We start from the raw sequence: 18,918 nt of genomic DNA, 5'->3' as shown, positions 1-18,918 counted from the left end.
TGCGGAGGCGGACCAAAGGCCGAGACGCTGCACGCCGCCGCCGGTTGAGGCGTGGAAATGACCGGGGCTGGGAACGAGCCGTCCCGTGGGGGACGGCTCGTCGCAGGGATTAGAGCCTGGCGGCCCAAGCGTTGTTTTGGGTCGTGGTCATGTTGCCAGCCAGCGGACCGAGGGCGGCGGCCTGGGTCGTGTTCAGGACACCGATATCCGTGGTTTCCAAACCGGTCAGCTGGGTAGTGCTCAGAGCCCCCAACTGGGTTTCGGTCAGACCCGTAACCTGGGTGGTGACCAGTGCCGCGATGGAGGTCGAGGTCAGGGCCCCGAACTGGGTGGTGGTGAGGATGCCGATATCGGTGCTCTCGATGGCGGCCAGGGCGGTGGTGGTCAGGCCACCGATCTGGGTCGTCACCAATCCGCCGATCTGGGTGGTGGTCAGAGCCGCGATATTGGCGGTGGTCAGCGCGTTCACCGCCGTGGTGGTCAGGCCGCCGATCTCGGTGGCGGTCAGCGCCCCCAGGGTCGTGGTGGTCAGGGCCGTTGCCTGGGCGTTGCTGATGCCGCTCACCTGGGTGGAGGTCAGCGCGCCGATATCCGTGGTGTTCAGCGTGTTGATCTGGGTCGTGCTCAGACCGCTGATCTGGGTGGTGGTCAGACCGGACACCTGGGTGGTGCTGATGACCGCCACCTGGGTGGTGGTCAGGGCGTTGAGGTTGGACGTGGACAGCGCGCCCACCTCGGTCGAGGTCAGGAAGGCCAGATTGGTGGTGGTGATCGCCGCCGTCTGGGTCGTGGTCAGGCCATCGATCTGCGTGGCGGTGAGCGACGCCAGGTCGGTGGTGTTGAGGGCGTTGATCTGAGAGGTGGTGATGCCGCTGATCTGGGTGGAGGTCAGGCTCTGCACCTGGGTGACCGAGAGGGTCGCCAGATCGGTGGTCTCCAGCGCGTTCAGCTTGGTGGTGCTGAGGCCGGACAGCTGGGTGGTGGTCAGGCTGCTCACCTGGGTGGTGGACAGCGCGGCCGTGTTGGTGGTGGTCAGGGCGTTCAACTGCGTGGCCGAGAGCGCATCCAGATCGGTGGTCTCGATGGCGCCCAGGGCCGTGGTGTTGAGGCCAGCCACCTGTGTGGTGGAGAAGCTCTGGACCTGGGTGGTGGTCAGACCCGCGATGTCCGTGGTGGACAGGGCGTTCACCGTGGTGGTGTTGAGGCCGACCACCTGGGTGGTGGTCAGGCTGGTCACCTGGGTGGTGGTCAGCGAGCCCAAGCCAGTGGTGGACAGGGCGTTCAGCGTCGTGGTGTTGAGGCTGACGAGCTGGGTGGTGGTCAGGCTGCTGGCCTGAGTGGTGGTCAGTGCCGCCACATTGGTGGTCGTCAGAGCGTTGAGGGACGTGGCGGAGATGGCCGCCAGATCGGTGCTCTCGATGACCGCCTGCTGGGTGGTGGTGAGACCCGCCGTCTGGGTGGTGGTCAGCGCCGAAGCCTGGGTGGTCGACAGCGCGGCCACATTGGTGGTCGACAGGGCGTTCACAGTGGTGGTGGCCAGACCGGCGACCTGGGTGGTGCTGAGAGCGGACAGCTGAGTGGTCGACAGCGCCGCCGCGTTGGTGGTGGTCAGGGCGTTGATCTGAGTCGCGGTCAGGCCGCCCACCTCGGTGGTGGTCAGGGCGCCCAGAGCCGTGGTGTTGAGGCCAGCCGCCTGGGTGGTGGTCAGGCCGGTGATCTGGGTGGTGGACAGGGCCGCGATGTCGGTGGTCGACAGCGCATTGACCTGGACGCTGGTCAGACCGCCCACCTGAGTGGTGGTCAGCGAGCGCACCTGGGTGGTCGACAGGATCGCCACGTCGGTGGTCTCGAGGGCGTTCAGCGTGGTCGTGTTGAGACCGCTCACCTGGGTGGTGCTCAGGGCGCCGACCTGGGTGGTGGACAGTGCCGCCAGATTGGTGGTCGACAGCGCGTTCACCTGGGTGGCGCTGAGGGCTTCCAGATCCGTGGTTTCAACCGCACCGAGCTGAGTGGTGGTCAGAGCCGCGATCTGGGTGGTCAGCAGGGCGCCGATCTGGGTCGAGCTGAGGCTTGCCACGCCGGTGGTGGACAGAGCGTTCAGGTTGGTGGTGCTGAGAGCGGACACCTGAGTGACGGTGAGGCCCGACAGCTGAGTGGTGGACAGGGCCGCCGCGTTGGTGGTGGACAGCGCGTTGACCTGGGTGGTGGTCAGCGCGTTCACCTCGGTCGAGGTGATGCCCGACAGCGCGGTGGTGTTCAGGGCGCCGACCTGGGTGGTGGTGATGCCGCCGACCTGAGTGTTGGTCAGAGAGCCGATACCGGTGGTCGACAGGTTGTTGACCTGGACGCTGGTCAGTCCGCCGATCTGGGTGGTGGTCAGCGAGCGGGCCTGGGTGGTCGACAGCGCCGCCACATCGGTGGTTTCCAGGGCGTTCAGCGTGGCGGTCGCCAGGGTGCTGATCTGAGTCGTGGTCAGGCTGGACACCTGGGTGGTGGACAGGGCCGCGATATTGGTGGTCGACAGCGCATCCACCTGGGTGGCGGCCAGTGCGTCCAGATCGGTGGTTTCGACCGCCCCCAGCTGGGTGGTGGTCAGCGCCGCGATCTGGGTGGTGAGCAGAGCGCCCAACTGGGTCGAGTTGAGGCCAGCCACACTGGTGGTGGACAGGGCGTTCAGGTTGGTGGTGCTGAGAGCGGCCACCTGGGCGGTGGTCAGACCCGACACCTGGGTGGTCGACAGCGCGGCCGCATTGGTGGTGGTCAGCGCGTTGACCTGGGTGGTGGTCAGCGCGTTCACCTCGGTGGACGTGATGCCCGACAGCGCCGTGGTGGTGAGGGCGCCGACCTGGGTGGTGGTGACGCCGGACACCTGGGTGGTGGTCAGTGCGCCGATGTCGGTGGTCGACAGGGCGTTGACCTTGACGCTGGTCAGTCCGGCGATCTGGGTGGTGGTCAGCGAGCGCACCTGGGTGGTCGACAGGACCGCCACATCGGTGGTTTCCAGGGCGTTCAGGGTGGTGGTGGCCAGGGTGCCGACCTGAGCGGTGGTCAGGGCGCCCACCTGGGTGGTGGACAGGGCCGCGATATTGGTGGTCGACAGCGAGTCCACCTGGGTGGCGGACAGGGCCGCCAGATCGGTGGTCTCGACCGCACCCAGCTGGGTGCTGGTCAGGGCCGCGATCTGGGTGGTGAGCAGGGCCGCGACCTGGGTCGAGTTCAGGCTTGCCACGCCGGTGGTGGACAGGGCGTTCAGATTGGTGGTGCTGAGACCGGCCACATGGGCGGTGGTCAGGCCATCGATCTGAGTGGCCGACAGGGCCGCCGCGTTGGTGGTGGTCAGCGCGTTAACCTGGGTGGTGGTCAGCGCGTTGATCTCGGTCGAGGTGATGCCCGACAGAGCGGTGGTGTTCAGTGCGCCGACCTGGGTCGTGGTCACGCCCGTCACCTGGGTGGTGGTCAGGGCCGCGATATCGGTGGTCGACAGGTTGTTGACCTGGACGCTGGTCAGACCGGCGATCTGAGTGGTGGTCAGGGCGCGGGCCTGGGTGGTGGACAGGGTCGCCAGGTCGGTGGTTTCAAGCGCGTTCAGCGTGGTGGTGCTGAGGCCGCTGATCTGGGTGGTGGTCAGGGCGCCAACCTGGGTGGTGGTCAGAGCCGCCACATTGGTGGTGGTCAGGCCGTTGACCGCGGTCGCGGACAGGGCCGCCACCTCGGTGGTGTTGAGGGCGCCCAGCTTGACGGAGGTGATACCGGCCGTCTGGGTCGAGGTCAAAGCCGCGATCTGAGTGGCGTTCAGGCTGTCCACGCCCGTGGTCGACAGGGCGTTGAGAACGGTGGTGGTCAGATCAGACACGTTGGTGGAGGTCAGGCCATCCAACTGGGTGGTGGTCAACGTGGCCACGTTGGTGGTGGTCAGCGCGTTGATCTGGGTCGTCGAGAGCGCGCTCACCTCGGTGGAGGTGATGGCCGAGACCGAGGTGGTGGTCAGGGCGGCGACGTTGGTGCTGGTGACGGCGGTGACCTGGGTGGTGGTCAGAGCCGCGATGTCGGTGGTCGACAGGGCGTTGATCTTGACACTGGTCAGCCCGTCCACCTGGGTGGTGGTCAGCGAGCGCACCTGGGTGGTCGACAGGACCGCCACATCGGTGGTTTCCAGAGCGTTCAGGGTGGTGGTGGCCAGGGTGCCGACCTGAGCGGTGGTCAGGGCGCCCACCTGGGTGGTGGACAGGGCCGCGATATTGGTGGTCGACAGCGCATCCACCTGGGTGGCGGCCAGGGCCGTCAGATCGGTGGTCTCGACCGCACCCAGCTGGGTGGTGGACAGGGCCGCGATCTGAGTGGTGAGCAGGGCCGCGACCTGGGTCGAGTTCAGGCTTGCCACGCCGGTGGTGGACAGGGCGTTCAGATTGGTGGTGCTGAGACCGGCCACATGGGCGGTGGTCAGGCCATCGATCTGGGTGGCCGACAGGGCCGCCGCGTTGGTGGTGGTCAGCGCGTTGACCTGGGTGGTGGTCAGCGCGTTCACCTCGGTGGAGGTGATGCCCGACAGCGCGGTGGTGTTCAGGGCGCCGACCTGGGTGGTGGTCACGCCGGACACCTGGGTGGTGGTCAGCGCCGCGATATCGGTGGTCGACAGGTTGTTGACCTGGACGCTGGTCAGCCCGGCGATCTGGGTGGTGGTCAGCGAGCGCACCTGGGTGGTGGAGATGGCCGCCACATCGGTGGTGGTCAGGGCGTTCAGCGTGGTGGTGCTGAGGTTGCTCACCTGGGTGGTGGTCAGCGCGCTCAACTGGGTGGTGGAGATGGCCGCCACATCGGTGGTGGACAGCGAGTTGATGGCGGTTGCCGTCAGCCCGCTGACCTCGGTGGTGGTCAGGTTGGTCAGCTGAGTGGTGCTCAGAGCCGCCGTCTGGGTCGAGGTGATGGCCCCCGCCTGGGTGGCGCTCAGGCTTGCCACGCCCGTGGTGGACAGGGCGTTCAGGTTGGTGGTGCTGAGGTTGCCCACCTGAGTGGTGGTCAGGCCGTCAAGCTGCGTCGCGGTCAGGGCCGCCGCATTGGTGGTCGACAGCGCGTTCACCTGGGTGGTGGACAGCGCGTTGATCTCGGTCGAGGTGATGCCCGACAGCGCGGTGGTGTTCAGGGCGCCGACCTGGGTGGTGGTCACGCCCGTCACCTGGGTGGTGGTCAGAGCCGCGATATCGGTGGTCGACAGGTTGTTGACCTGGACGCTGGTCAGTCCGCCGATCTGGGTGGTGGTCAGGCTGCGGACCTGGGTGGTGGACAGCACCGCCACATCGGTCGTTTCGAGGGCGTTCAGGGTGGTGGTGGCGACCGAGCCGACCTGACCGGTGGTCAGGGCGCCGATCTGGGTGGTGGACAGGGCCGCGATATTGGTGGTCGACAGCGCATCCACCTGGGTGGCCGCCAGCGACGCCACCTGGGTGGTGGTCAGAGCGCCGAGCTGGGTCGAGGTCAGCTTGGACACCTGGGTGGTGGTCACGCCGGTGAGCTGAGTGGTGGTCAGAGACGCCACATCGGTGGTCGACAGGTTGTTGACCTGGGTCGAGGTCAGTCCGCCGATCTGGGTAGTGGTCAGCGAGCGCGCCTGAGTGGTGGTCAGAGACGCCACATCCGTGGTTTCCAGGGCGTTCAGCTGGGTGGTGTCGAGGCCCGACACCTGGCCGACCGCCAGGCTGCTCACCTGGGTGGTGGACAGCGCCGCCACATTGGTGGTGCTGAGGGTGTTCAGAGCCGTGGTGCTGACGGCCGCCAGATCGGTGGTCTCGAGGGCGCCGAGCTGGGTGGTGGTCAGGGCTGCCGACTGGGTGCTGGTGATGGCGGCCGCCTGGGTCGAGGACAGACTTGCCACGCCCGTGGTGGACAGCGCGTTCAAGGTGGTGGTGTTGAGGCCCGCGACCACAGTGGTGGTCAGGCCGCTGATCTGGGTGGCCGTCAGTGCCGCCGCGTTGGTGGTGCTCAGCGCGTTGATCTGGCTGGTCGACAGCGCGTTCACCTCGGTCGAGGTGATGCCCGACAGAGCGGTGGTGTTCAGGCCGCCGGTCTGGGTGGTCGTGATGCTGCCGACCTGCGTGGTGGTCAGAGCGCTGACATCGGTGGTGGTCAGGGCGTTGACCTGGGTGGTGTTCAGCGCCGAGACCTGGGTCGTGGTCAGACTCCGGACCTGGGTCGTGCTGAGCACGGCCACATCGGTGGTCTCCAAGGCATTCAGCTGCGTGGTGGAGAGGCCCGACACCTGGGTGGTGGTCAGGGAGTCAACCTGGGTAGTGGTCAGCGCCGCCACATTGGTGGTGGTCAGAGCGTTCAGCACGGTGGCGGTCAGAGCGCGCAGATCCGTGGTTTCGATGGCGGTGACCTGGGTGGTGGTCAGGGCCGCGGCCTGAGTGGTGCTGATGCCAGCCACCTGGGTCGAGGACAGGCTGGCCACGCCGGTGGTGGACAGGGCGTTCAGCGTGGTGGTGGACAGGCCGCCGAACTGGGTGGCGGTCAGGCCGGTCAGCTGCGTGGTGCTCAAAGCCGCCGAGTCGGTGGTCGACAGCGCATTCAGCTGGGTAGTGGACAGGGCGCCCACCTGGGTCGAGGTGATGCCCGACAGCGCGGTGGTGGTCAGAGCCCCGGTCTGCGTGGTGGTGAGGTTGCTGACCTGGGTATTGGTCAGGGCGCCCACATCCGTGGTCGACAGGTTGTTGACCTGGGTGGTGTTCAGGGCCGCGACCTGGGCCGTGGTCAGTGCACGCGCCTGGGTGGTGGTCAGCGACGCCACGTCGGTGGTCTCGAGGGCGTTCAACTGCGTGGTGTCGAGGCCGGACACCTGGGTGGTGGTCAGGCTGCTGACCTGGGTGGTGGACAGCGCCGCCACATTGGTGGTGGTCAGGCTGTTCAGCACCGTGGCCGAGATGGCCCGCAGATCGGTCGTCCCGATGGCGCCCAGCGCGGTGGTGGTCAGAAGCGCGGACTGCGTCGAGGTGATGCCAGCCGCCTGGGTCGAGGACAGGCTGTCCAGACCCGTGGTGGACAGGGCATTCAAGGTCGTCGAGGTCAGGCCGCCCAACTGGTTGGCGCTCAGGCCATCCAACTGGGTGGTGGACAGCGCCGCCGCATTGGTGGTGGTCAGCGCGTTCAACTGGGTGGTCGACAGCTGGTTGATGCCGGTCGAGGTGATGCCAGACAGCGCCGTGGTGTTCAGGGCCCCGGTCTGGGTGGTGGTCAGGCTGGTGACCTGGGCGTTGGTCAGGGCGCCGAGATCGGTGGTGCTGAGGTTGTTCACCTGGGTGGTGGTCAACCCGGCCACCTGGTCCGTGGTCAGACTCCGGGCCTGGGTGGTGGACAGCGACGCGACGTCGGTGGTGGTCAGGGCGTTCAGCGCGGTGGTGGCGAGACCGGAGACCTGGGTCGCGGTCAACTGGCCGACCTGGGTGGTCGACAGATTGGCCACGCCGGTGGTGGTCAGCGCGTTCAGCACTGTGGCGTTGATGCCAGACAGCTCGGTGGTGGTCAGCTGGGTGACCGAGGTGGTGGTCAGACCCGCCGCCTGGGTGGTGGTCAGGCCCGCCGCCTGGCTCGAGCTCAGGCTGCCCAGGGTGGTGGTGGCCAGAGCGTTGATCAAGGTGGTGGTCAGACCGCCGATCTGATTGGCGGACAAGCCGTCTGCCTGGGCGGTGGACAGGGCCGCGGCATTGGTGGTCGACAGTGCGTTGACCTGGGTGGTCGACAGCGCGTTGACCTGGGTCGAGGTGATGCCCGACAGCGCGGTGGTGTTCAACGCCCCCGTCTGCGTGGAGGTCAGGTTGGTGACCTGCGTCGCCGTCAGCGCACCGATATCCGTGGTCTCGAAGGCATTGACCTGGGTGGTGGTCAAGCCGGAGATCTGACCCGCCGTCAGGTTGCGCACCTGGGTGGTATTCAGCGCCGCGACGTCGGTGGTTTCCAGGGCGTTCAGCGTGGTGGTGTTCAGCGAGGACACCTGAGTGGTGGTCAGGCTGTCCACCTGGGTGGTCGACAGCGCCGCCACATTGGTGGTGGTCAGGGCGTTCAACGCGGTCGCGGTGATGGCGCGCAGATCGGTGGTCTCGATGGCGCCCAGCGCGGTGGTGTTGAGGCCGGCGGACTGGGTCGAGGTCACGCCCGACACCTGGGTGGACGACAGGCCAGCGATGGCCGTGGTTGCCAGGGCGTTGAGAGCGGTGGTGCTGAGGCCGCCCACGGTCGCGGAGGCGACGGCGGACAACTGGGTGGTGGTCAGCGTCGCCACATTGGTGGTGGTCAGCGCGTTGATCTGGGACGTGGAGAGCGACGCCACTTCGGTGGAGGTCAGGGCGCCCACGCCGGTGGTGGTCAGCGCATTGGCCTGCGTGGTGGTGAAGGCCGCCACCTGGGCCGAGGTCAGCGCGGCCACGTCGGTGGTCACAAAGGCGTTCAGATTGGTGGTGCTGAGGCCAGCGATCTGGGCGGTGGTCAGACTCCGGACCTGGGTCGTGGTGAGCGACGCAACATCCGTGGTTTCCAGGGCGTTCAGCGTGGTGGTGTTCAGGCCGCTGACCTGGGTGGTGCTGAAGCTGGCCACCTGGGTGCTGGTCAGGCCCGCCAGGCTGGTGGTCGACAGCGCATTGAGCTGGGTCGCGGTCAGGATGGTGATGACCGCGGAATTCAGGGCCGCCGCCGCCGTGGTGGTCAGCGCGCCGGTCTGGGTGGTGGTCAGGCCACGCAACTGGGTGGCGGTGAGGCCCGCCAGGGTGGTGGTGGACAGGCTGTTCAGATTGGTGGTCGACAGACCGCCGACAGTCACCGAACTCAGCGCGCCAGCCTGGGTGGTCGACAGCAAGGCCGTATTGGTGGTGGTCAGGGCGTTCAGGTTGCTGGTCGACAGGGCGCCCACCTCCGCCGAGGTCAACTCCGTCACCGCGGTGGTGGCCAGGGCCGCCGACTGGGTGGTGGTGAAGCCGCCGACCTGGACCGAGGTCAGGGCCGCCAGATCGGTGGTTTCCAGGGCGTTGATCTTGGTGGTGGTCAGGCCGCCGATCTGGGTCGCGGTCAGACTCCGCACCTGGGTGGTGGTCAGGGCCGCCACATCGGTGGTGGTCAGGGCGTTCAGAACCGTGGTGCTCAGGCCAGAGACCTGGGCGGTGGACAGGCTGGACGCCTGGGTGGTGGTCAGGGCCGCCACATTGGTGGTGGTCAGCGCGTTCAACGAGGTCGCGGTGACCGCCGCCAGATCGGTGGTCTGCAGGGCCCCCAACTGGGTGGTGGTCAGAGCCGCGGTCTGGGTGGTGGTCAGGCTCTGGGCCTGAGTGGAGCTCAGTTCGCCGATGGCCGAAGTGGTCAGGGCGTTCAGGTTGGTGGTCGACAGCCCGGCAACCTGAGCGGTGGTCAGCGACGACACCTGGGTGGTGGTCAGCGACCCGGCATCGGTGGTCGACAGCGCGTTCAACTGTGTGGCGGTCAGGGTGCGCAGAGCCGTCGTGGTCAGCGCCGCGGCGTTGGTCGAGTTCAGCGCGGCCAACTGGGTCGTGGTGACCGCCGCGGCCTGACTGGTGGTCAGCACCGAGATATCGGTGGTTTCGAGAGCGTTGACCTGGGTGGTGGTCAGGCCGCCCACCTGGGCCGTGGTCAGGTTCTTGACCTGGGTCGTGGTCAGGGTCGCCACGTTGGTGGTGGTCAGCGCATTGAGGTTGGACGTCGACAGGCCCGAAACCTGGGTGACGGTCAGCGACGAAACCTGAGTGCTGGACAGGGCGTTGGCATTGGTGGTGGTCAGCGCGTTCAGCAAGGTGGCGCTGACGCCCGCGATGCTGGTGCTGGACAGGGCGTTGGTGGCCGTGGTGGTCAGGGCCGCCGCCTGAGTGGTGGTCAGACTCTGGGCCTGGGTGCGGTTCAGGACCGCGATGCCGGTGCTGGCCAGGGCATTCAGATTGGTGGTCGACAGGGCGCCCAGCTGGGCGGAGGTCAGGCTGCCCACCTGGGTGCTGGTCAGCGCCGCCGAGTCGGTGGTGGTCAGCGCGTTCAGCTGGGTCGAGGTCAGCGCGCTGATCTCGGCGGTGGAGAGCGCCGCCGCGTTGGTGGTGGTGAGTGCGGCGATCTGGGTGGTGGTGAAGCCCGTGACCTGGGTCGCGGTCAGCGCCGCGATATCGGTGGTCTCAAGCGCATTGACCGTGGTGGTGGTCAGGCCCGCGATCTGGGTGGCGGTCAGGTTACGCACCTGGGAGGTGGTCAGTGCCGCGATGCCAGTGGTGTCGAGCGCGTTCAGCGTGGTGGTGCCGAGGCCGCTGACCACGGTGGCCGACAGGCCGCTCTGCTGGGTGGTCGACAGCGCCGCCACATTGGTGGTGGACAGGGCGTTGAACACGGTGGCGTTCAGCGCGCCCAATTCCGCCGTGGACAGCGACGTCGCCTGGGTGGTGGTCAACGCCCCCACCTGGGTGGTGGTCAGAGTCTTGGCCTGGGTAACGCTGAAGCCCGCCACGGCGGTGGTCGACAGCGCATTCAGGTTGGTGGTGGACAGCGAACTCACCTGGGTGGTGGGTCAGCGAGCTGAGCTGCGTGGTGGTCAGTTCTGCCGCGCTGGTGGTCGACAGGGCGTTGAACTGGGTCACCGACAGGGCCTTGATCTGGGCGGTGCCCAGATTGTCCACCGAAGTGGTGGTCAATGCGCCCACCTGCGTGGTGGTCAGATTGGTCGCCTGGGTCGCGGTCAGGGCCGCGATATCGGTGGTCTCGAAAGCATTCAGCTGGGTCGTGGACAGGCCCGCCACCTGGGTGGCGTTCAGATTGCGCACCTGGGCGGTGGACAGCGCCGCCACGTCGGTGGTCTCGAGAGCGTTCAGCTGGGTGGTGGACAGACCCGCCACCTGAGTGTTGCTCAGCCCGGCCACCTGGGTGGTGGACAATGCCGCCACATTGGTGGTGGTCAGCGCGTTCAGCGTCGTGGCCGACAGCTTGGACAGGTCGGTGGTTTCCAGGGCGCCCAGCGCGGTGGTGGTCAGGGCGGCGGCCTGGGTGGTGGTCAGACTCGTGGCCTGGGTGGCGTTAAGCCCGGCCAGGGCGGTGGTCGACAGGGCATTGAGGTTGGTGGTGCTGAGATTGGCGACCTGATTGGTGGTCAGGCCACTGACCTGGGTGGTGGTCAGCGTCGCCACATTGGTGGTGGTCAGCGCGTTCAGCTGGGTAGAGGTAAGGACCTTGGCCTCGGCCGTGGTCAGCGCGCTCACCTGGGTGGTGGTCAGCGCAGCGATCTGGGTGGTGGTCAGGCCCGCGACCTGATCGGCGGTCAGGGCCGCCAGATCGGTGGTCTCGAAGGCGTTGATCTTGGTGGTGGTCAGGCCGCCGATCTGGGTGGCGGTCAGCGAGCGCACCTGGGCGGTGGACAGCTCGGCGATATTGGTGGTGGTCAGCGCATTCAGGGTGGTGGTCGCCAGTCCGGTGACCTGAGTCTTGGTCAGGGCGTCGATCTGGGCGGTGGTCAGCAGCGCCGTATTGGTGGTGGTCAGCGAATTGACGGTCGTGGCGGTCAGCGCCGCCAGCTCGGTGGTGGACAGAGCCACCGCCTGAGTGGTGGTGAGCGCGGCCACCTGGGTGGTGGTCAGGCTCTTGGCCTGGGTCGCGGTGAGCGAGGCCAAGGTGGTGGTGTTCAGCGTGTTCAATGCCGTGGTGGACAGACCGGTGACCTGGGTGGTGGTCAGCGCGGTGGCCTGGGTCGTGGTCAACTGAGCCAGGGTGGTGGTGGTCAGGGCATTGAACTGGGTGGCGGTCAGGGCGCGCACCACGGAACTGGACAGGCTGCTCACCTGGGTGGTGGTCAGGCTGGAGACCTGGGTCGTGGTCAGACCGGAAACCTGAGTGCCGAGCAGGGCGGCGACGTCGGTGGTCTCCAGGGCATTGAGCTGGGTGGTGGACAGGCCCGAAACCTGGGCGCTGGTCAGCGAACGCACCTGAGTGACCGAGAGTTCGGCCAGATCGGTGGTGTCCAGGGCGTTCAACACCGTAGTGGACAGGCCCGCCACCTGGGTCTTGGTCAGGGCGTCGATCTGGGTGGTCGACAGTTCGGCCACATTGGTGGTCGACAGCGCGTTGAGCTGTGTCGCCGTCAGGTTCGCCAGGTCCCCAGATTCCAGCGCGTCAACCTGCGTGGTGGAAAGCCCGCCGATCTGGGTGGTGGACAGCGACTTGACCTGGGTGGCCGACAGGCCCGCCAGCGAGGTCGTGGACAAGGAATTGAGATTGGTGGTGCTGAGGCCGGACACCTGGGCCGTGGACAGGGCCCCCACCTGGGTGGTGGACAGCTCGGCGGCATTGGTGGTGGTCAGGGCGTTCAGCTGGGTGGTGGAAAGCGCCTTGGCCTCGGTGATGGTCAGGGTATCCACCAGGGCGGTGGTCAGTCCGGCCACCTGGGTGGTGGTCAAGGAACTGACCTGGGCGGCGCTCAGAGTGGCGAAATCCGTGGTCTCGAACGCGTTGAGCTGGGTGGTGGAAAGCCCCGACACCTGCGCCGTGGTCAGCGCCTTGATCTGGGTGACGAGCAACTCGGCCACATTGGTGGTGGTCAGCGCGTTGAGCTTGGTGGTGGTGAGGCCCGAGACCTGGCTGGCCTTGAGGCCCGCCAGCTGGGTGCTGGTCAGCTGCGCCACATTGGTGGTGGTCAGGGAATTCAGCGCGGTGGTGGTGACGGCGGCCAGATCGGTGGATTCGATGGCGCCCAGGGTGGTGGTGGTCAGCCCGGCCAGCAGGGTCGAAGACAGACTCTGGGCCTGGGTCGCGGAAATGCCCGCCACGGCGGTGGTGGACAGAGCGTTGAATGTGGTGGTGGACAGACCCTGAAGCTGAACGCTGGTGAAGGCACCCACCTGGGTGGTGGACAGTTCGGCCGCCGCCGTGGTGGCCAGGGCGGACAACTGCTGGGCGGACAGGGACTTGATTTCGGTGACGGTCAGGGCGCTGGCATTGGTGGAGTTCAACGCCGCCAGTTGGGTGGTGGTCAGCGTGGCCGTCTGAGTGGTGGACAGCGCCGCGATATCGGTGGTTTCGAAGGCGTTGATCTGGGTGGTGGTCAGGCCGCCGATCTGGGTCTCGGTCAGGCCGCGCACCTGGCCGGTGGTCAGGCCGGCGATGCTGGTGGTCCGCAGCGCGTTGAGCGTGGTGGTGTTGAGGCTGCTCAGGGTGCTGGTGGTGATGCTGCTGAGCTGAGTGGTGGACAGGGTGTTCAGCGACGTGGTGGTCAGCGAGTTGATGGCCGAAGCGGCCAAAGCCCCCACCTGGGTGGAGGTCAGATTGGTCACCTGGGTGGAACTCAGAGCTCCCGCCTGGGTTGTGGTCAGGCCGCGCAGCTGCAAGGTGGTGATCGAGGCCAGCGTGGTGGTGGCCAGCGATGCCAGATTGGAAGTGGTCAGACCGGCCAAAAGCGCGGAATTCAGCCCGGTGATCTGAGTCGAGGTCAGCGTCGCCACATTGGTGGTGGTCAACGAGTTCAGCAGGGTCACCGTCAGGGCGCCGACCTCGGTGGTGGTCAGGGCCGAGACCGAGGTGGTGGTCAAAGCTCCCGTCTGAGTTGTGGTCAGGCCGGTGAGGGCGGTCGACGACAGCGCGGCCAGATCGGTGGTTTCCAGCGCGTTCAGATTGGTGGTGGTCAGGCCGCCGACCTGGGTGGAGGTCAGGCTGTTGGTCTGGGTGCTGGTCAGGCCCGCCAGTCCGGTGGTCGACAGGGCGTTCAGCGTCGAGGTGGACAGGGCGGATACCTGGGCCGCGGAAATGCCGGACAGCTGGGTGGTGGTCAGGGCCGCCAGATTGGTGGTGGTCAGGCTGTTGAGCTGGGTGGTGGACAGGCCGTTCAGTTCGGTGGTGGCCAGGGCGGCCGTCTGGGTGGTGGTCAGTCCGGCCACCTGGGTGGTGGTCAATCCGGCCACCTGGGCCGCGCTCAATCCAGCGAGAGAGGTGGTGGAGAGCGCGTTGATGTTGGTGGTCGAGAGAGCGGCGAGCTGCGAGGTCTTGAGAACGGAAAGCTGAGTGGTGCTGAGCAGAGCGACGTCGGTGGTGTCGATGGAATTCAGCAGGGTGTTGGCCAGGCTGCCGATCTGAGTGGTGGTCAGGCCGCTGATGGCCGTGCTGGTGATGGCGGCAATGTCCGAGGTCGAGAAGGCGCCAAGCTGCGAGGCGTTGAGAACGCCGAGCTGGGCTGCGCTGAACACGATCTGGGTATTGTCGAAGGCCGCGACCTGAGTCGAACTCAGCACACTGAGCTGGGTGGTGCTCAGTGCCGCAATGTCGGTGGTTTCCAGGGCCTGGATCTGGGTGACGGTCAGCGCTTGCAGCTGGGTGGAGACCAGCGCTGCGATGTCCGTGGTGTCCCACGCCGCGATGTTCGTCGTCGTCAGTGCTGCGATCGCAGCGGCCGACTGGAATGTGACTGAAGAAACCACGGCTACCCCCTTTCTGGAGATTTACGCGCCGCTTCGGACGCTCGCTCGCTTAAAACATATTGCCACTCAGGTTAATTAACTACCAAAATGCAGGCCCGGACGCAACGAATTTGTGGCTAATGGATTCAGCCGATCTCGTTGAAATCTGCGGGATTCCGCCAGCTGCGAAACAGGCGCATATACTTTTTGCCTGCCGCAGCCGGGGCCTGGATGGGAGTATGTCGGGTCAAGCCTGTATGGATCTCATCTTCTCGTATTTCATCTGGCCGTCGGTTTCGCGGCTGTAGTTTTCGTCCATTTTTGCGCCCGGATAGGACTTGAGATTGGAGACGCGGCCCAGGGTGTGAAGGGGCGCGCCCTCGATCTCGGCGCAGCCGGATTTCTGGCAGGAGTCCAGCGGCAGGGTGGCCATGTAGTTTTCGGTGTCTTGCATCTGCTCGGGCGTCTCGCCGGGCAGGCCGAAGGTGAAGGTGCCGTGCAGCGTCATGCCGACGCGCTTGATTTCGAAGGCGACCTTGCGGGCCTCTTCCAGATCAAGGCGTTTGTTGACGATGTTGTCGACCACCTCCTGGTTGCCGCTTTCAAAGCCGATCTTGACCCCGAAGCAGCCGCTGTCCTTCATTTCCTGCCACAGATGGAAGCTGGAGGTGTCGGCCCGGCACATGGCCGACCACGGCACGCCCACCTTGCGCATCACCGCGCACATTTTCTCGACGTGGCGATCGCCCAGGTTGAACGTGTCGTCGTCGAAATAGATGGAGCGGAAGCCGTATTTCTGCACCAGCTCGGTCAGGAAGGCCTCCATATAGTCGGCTCCGTACTGGCGCACGATGCGCTTGCCGCCGCCGTCCGGATCGTTGGAGGTCATGGTCGCCGGCCACACGCAGAAGATGCATTTGTAGGGGCAGCCGCGGCTGGACAGCACCTGGGCGTGGGGGAATTGCTGACCACGCGGATTGGTGTCGCAATAGCGGTGCGCGATGACGCTGTCGAAATAGGGGAAGGGGGCCGAATTCATCTCGGCCACGGTCAGCAGATCGAAATCCACCACGCCGTTGGCCCCGTTCAGCGCCTTGATGACGCCTTTTTCGTATTCGCCGCGCACGGTGGCCTGGATGTTCGGGGCTTCGTCCAGCAGCGCCTCGCCGTGCGAGGTGATGGGGCCGGTGATGATGAAGCGCGTATGGGGCAGGCGCCGCGCGATCTCGCCGATCACCCCCTTGTCATGTTCCCAACTGGGCGAGGCGGATTCGATGACGATATGGGAGAAGCGCTCGGCATCCAGGAATTCGTAGTACTTGTCGTAGGATTCCCGGAGCGCGATGGAATCGCGGAATTGGACGTTGCCGCCCAATTCGCGGTTGGCCCAGGTGGCGGCATGGCCCAGGAAATAGGGATAGGGCAGGTAGGAGCCGAACTGATAGTCGTCGGGGCCGTTGCCCATGAAGAAGGTGAACGGCCATCGCGACCCGGCGCGCACGCCAGCGCGGTGCACCAGCTTCTGGCTGCCGTCGGGCATGGGGTAGAGGGCTTTTTCGCCCCACCACGGGGGATTGCTGAACAGAACCTTCATGGGCCTAGTCCTTCTTCAAGAGGCCGTCTGCCAGGACAGCAAGGTGTCCACGAGGCACTTTGCGCCGCGCGTTTCCCCCCACCGAATGGATGCCTGGCGGGCCAATCCGGCCAGGCGGTCGAAGTCGTCGAGAGCCGCGTTGGTCGCGGCAAGGATGGAGTCTACGCTCTCTTCCTTAAATATTGTGCCGGGTTCTCCGAATTCACGGATCACCGCATGCATGGTGGTCCCTTCGGGGACGACCACGGGAATGGAATTGGCCATGGCCTCGCTGGCCACGGCGGAATAGGACGAGATGAAGCGGTTGCGGTTATAGGGGCAGACGATCAGGTCCGACTGCTCCAGCAACGCCGCCCACAACACGCCGTCGGCGGTGCGCTCGTCCAGCATCAGGCGGGACTCGGCGGCGGCCATGGCGCGCAGTTCCTGCTGCTGGGCGACCATGCCCTCGGGCCAGCCGTTATGGACCAGGACCCGGATATCGTTTCGCTCGGCCAGCAGACGGGCGACCAGGGCGGGGACCTTGTCAAAGCCTTTTTCGCCGCGCTGATGGCCCAGGATGCCGATGGTGATGGGACGCTGTCCCGTGCGGTCCCGGCACGAGGTCACCGCCTGTTGCGGCAGGGGCAGGGTTCCCACCGGAAAGTCCAGCAGCATCTGGAAGATGGCCGAGGACTGGGCGTCGAAGGTGGCCAGGCGCAGCCATTTGCGGTCGGCCTCGGTCAGGTGGCGGGCGGTATAGCGCAGCAGGACGGCGCGCGAATCCACCCTGGTATCCTGGGGCGCGAAGCGCAGCCCTTCCGGCGTGTCATAGGCCTGCAGGCCGGGATCGGTGCCGAATTCCATGATCACCGTGGGGCGGTTCTCCTCGGGCAATCCTTGAGCCCAGCGCACCATGCCCATGAACTGGGGAGGCTGGATGGAATTGACATAGATGGTGTCGCTGGCCGAGATGCCGCCAATGCGGTTCATGTCCTCGGCCAGGGTGCGCGAGACGATCTCGTAATTGCTCAGCCAGCCGCAGATGGGGTCGCGATCATAGGTGCCATAGGTGTTGCAGCGGAACCAGGAGGTGGCCGACAACTCGTCCTTCAGCGCCTGTTCCATGTCCACATAACCCAGCACGGCGCAGGGAATGCCGCGCGAGCGCAACTCGGTCGAAATGTGCCGCGCCGAATTGGCGTGGTGCCCGAGATTGTTCATCAAGGCGGTGTCCACATAGGCGAACATCAGGCTGTCCTTTGCGTCCGCTGGACCCGTTCCGCCATGGCCTGGTGGATTTCGCCCAGGATGCGGCGGATGTCGTAAGTGAAGTCCCAGCCGGGATAATCGGCGCGGAACCGTTCCACGCTGCTGATCCACCAGATGTGGTCGCCGATGCGGTTGGTTTCCGAATAGGACCAGTTCATGGGGCGCCCGGTCAGTTCCTCGCACATGGATATGGCTTCGAGCATGGAGCAATTCGAGTGGCGCGCTCCGCCCATATTGTAGACGGCGCCCGATTTCGGCGCCTGGACCACATGCCAGAAGGCGTTGACCAGATCGGCGGAATGAATGTTGTCCCTGACCTGCTTGCCCTTGTAGCCGAACACCGTATAGGCGTCGCCGGTCACCGCGCATTTGACCAGATAGCTGAGGAAGCCGTGCAACTGGGCGCCGGAATGGCCCGGCCCGGTGAGGCATCCGCCCCGGAAACAGGCGGTCTTCATGCCGAAATAGCGGCCGTATTCCTGGACCAACAGATCGCCCGCCACCTTGGAGACGCCGAACAGCGAATGGGTGCTGGCATCGATGCTCATGCTTTCGTCGATGCCGTGTCGAGCCCAGGCGTGGGCCGGGTCCAACTCCCAGCGCGTCTCCAACTCCACCAGGGGCAGATGATTGGGCGTGTCGCCATAGACCTTGTTGGTGCTGCAATGGATGAAGCAGGCGTCGGGGCAATGCTTGCGGGTGGCTTCCAACATCACCAGGGTGCCGTTGGCATTGACGGTGAAGTCCACCTGCGGCTCTTTCGCCGCCCAATCGTGGGAGGGTTGGGCCGCGGTGTGGATCACCGCCGTGATGGCCTTGCCATAGCGGGCGAAGATGGCGTCGATGGCGTCTGCGTCGCGGATATCGGCGCTGGCATGGGTGTAGTCGCTTAAGGTCCGCTCCAGTTCGGTCCGCGCCCAGGCGGTGCTGGCGGTCTCGCCGAAGAAGTAGCTGCGCATGTCATTGTCGATGCCGACAACGCTCATGCCCTGGCGACCGAAGAAGCGGGCCGCTTCGGCGCCGATGAGCCCGCCGGACCCCGTAATGATGACGACACTCATGACCTCTCCCTCGTGCTGGCGGTCCCCCCCGGCGCAGTCGGAGTCGAGGTCTTGGTTCCGTCAAGGAGTCGGTCTCGGCCGAACCCTGCTCCACCCGTTACGACGATTCTTGTCCGGTTCATGCTGGAGGGCTTCAGAAAATCAGGGCCGACGATTCTGCCAGCCGTCATTGGAAGGTCCATTTATGGCTCCGGATTCCATAAAACTTCATTAAATGGCCAGATTGGAATAATGCCAAAATAACTAGGGTTATTTGGTAAATCGGTACCGTTATGCGTATTATGCATCGACCCATGCGAATTGGTCGATTCTCGCAGAGGATGGGCTGGCATAGGGTCGGGGCAAGCAAAGAAACACCCAAGGCCGAGGTTGCCGCCATGACCCTTCATCAGCTCACCCACACCGCTTCTCTGGACTTCGGCTTTCCGTTTGCCGAGACCTTGCGCCGCGCCGTGATCCGGGTTCAGGATTTTCTGGCAGCCCGCCGTCTGGAAAGCGAGCTGGCCCGCCTCGATCACCGCGAAATCGCCGATCTGGCTTGGCGCCGCTGAGAATTCTTCCTCCCCCCAGGAAGACTTTGGGCCGGTCCCCTGTGGGGAGCCGGCCCTTT

General features: G+C 65.8%; 6 protein-coding genes. 1 reads left to right on the top strand and 5 read right to left on the bottom strand.

The window, feature by feature from the left end:
- Positions 1 to 109: 109 nt before the first annotated feature.
- The 5 genes from CCC_RS13445 to CCC_RS13425 all read right to left on the bottom strand — a co-directional run bounded on the left by CCC_RS13445 (position 110) and on the right by CCC_RS13425 (position 18,308).
- Positions 110 to 10,213, bottom strand: a complete 10,104-nt coding sequence (locus CCC_RS13445) for a hypothetical protein (RefSeq protein ID WP_236686414.1) — start codon at positions 10,211 to 10,213, stop codon at positions 110 to 112.
- Positions 10,206 to 14,423 (bottom strand): beta strand repeat-containing protein, encoded by a 4,218-nt coding sequence (locus CCC_RS22815; protein ID WP_009871135.1) that lies wholly within the window; start codon positions 14,421 to 14,423, stop codon positions 10,206 to 10,208. The genes CCC_RS13445 and CCC_RS22815 overlap by 8 nt, the downstream gene beginning before the upstream one ends.
- Before the next feature lie 226 nt (positions 14,424 to 14,649).
- A complete protein-coding gene (locus tag CCC_RS13435; RefSeq protein ID WP_009871136.1) occupies positions 14,650 to 15,996 on the bottom strand; it encodes a B12-binding domain-containing radical SAM protein in 1,347 nt (448 codons plus the stop codon).
- Between the two features lie 15 nt (positions 15,997 to 16,011).
- The gene (locus CCC_RS13430; RefSeq protein WP_009871137.1) at positions 16,012 to 17,226 is read right to left on the bottom strand and encodes a glycosyltransferase; all 1,215 of its coding nucleotides are present in this window, start codon (positions 17,224 to 17,226) and stop codon (positions 16,012 to 16,014) included.
- Complete coding sequence (locus tag CCC_RS13425) at positions 17,226 to 18,308, bottom strand: NAD-dependent epimerase/dehydratase family protein (RefSeq protein ID WP_009871138.1); 1,083 nt, start codon at positions 18,306 to 18,308, stop codon at positions 17,226 to 17,228. The genes CCC_RS13430 and CCC_RS13425 overlap by 1 nt, the downstream gene beginning before the upstream one ends.
- 377 nt (positions 18,309 to 18,685) lie before the next feature.
- On the opposite strand from CCC_RS13425, the gene CCC_RS22570 reads away from it, so the two are divergent.
- Positions 18,686 to 18,859, top strand: coding sequence for a hypothetical protein (locus CCC_RS22570; RefSeq protein WP_009871139.1), 174 nt, complete (start codon positions 18,686 to 18,688; stop codon positions 18,857 to 18,859).
- Positions 18,860 to 18,918: the final 59 nt, after the last annotated feature.

Source organism: Paramagnetospirillum magnetotacticum MS-1 (assembly GCF_000829825.1).
Taxonomy (GTDB): domain Bacteria; phylum Pseudomonadota; class Alphaproteobacteria; order Rhodospirillales; family Magnetospirillaceae; genus Phaeospirillum; species Phaeospirillum magnetotacticum.
This window is presented reverse-complemented; position numbering and strand designations above follow the sequence as displayed.

Excerpts from the sequence above, each read along its gene's own strand:
- CCC_RS22570 (WP_009871139.1), top strand. The coding sequence starts at position 18,686 with ATGACCCTTCATCAGCTCACCCACACCGCTTCTCTGGACTTCGGCTTT.
- CCC_RS13435 (WP_009871136.1), bottom strand. The coding sequence starts at position 15,996 with ATGAAGGTTCTGTTCAGCAATCCCCCGTGGTGGGGCGAAAAAGCCCTC.
- CCC_RS13425 (WP_009871138.1), bottom strand. The coding sequence starts at position 18,308 with ATGAGTGTCGTCATCATTACGGGGTCCGGCGGGCTCATCGGCGCCGAA.
- CCC_RS13430 (WP_009871137.1), bottom strand. The coding sequence starts at position 17,226 with ATGTTCGCCTATGTGGACACCGCCTTGATGAACAATCTCGGGCACCAC.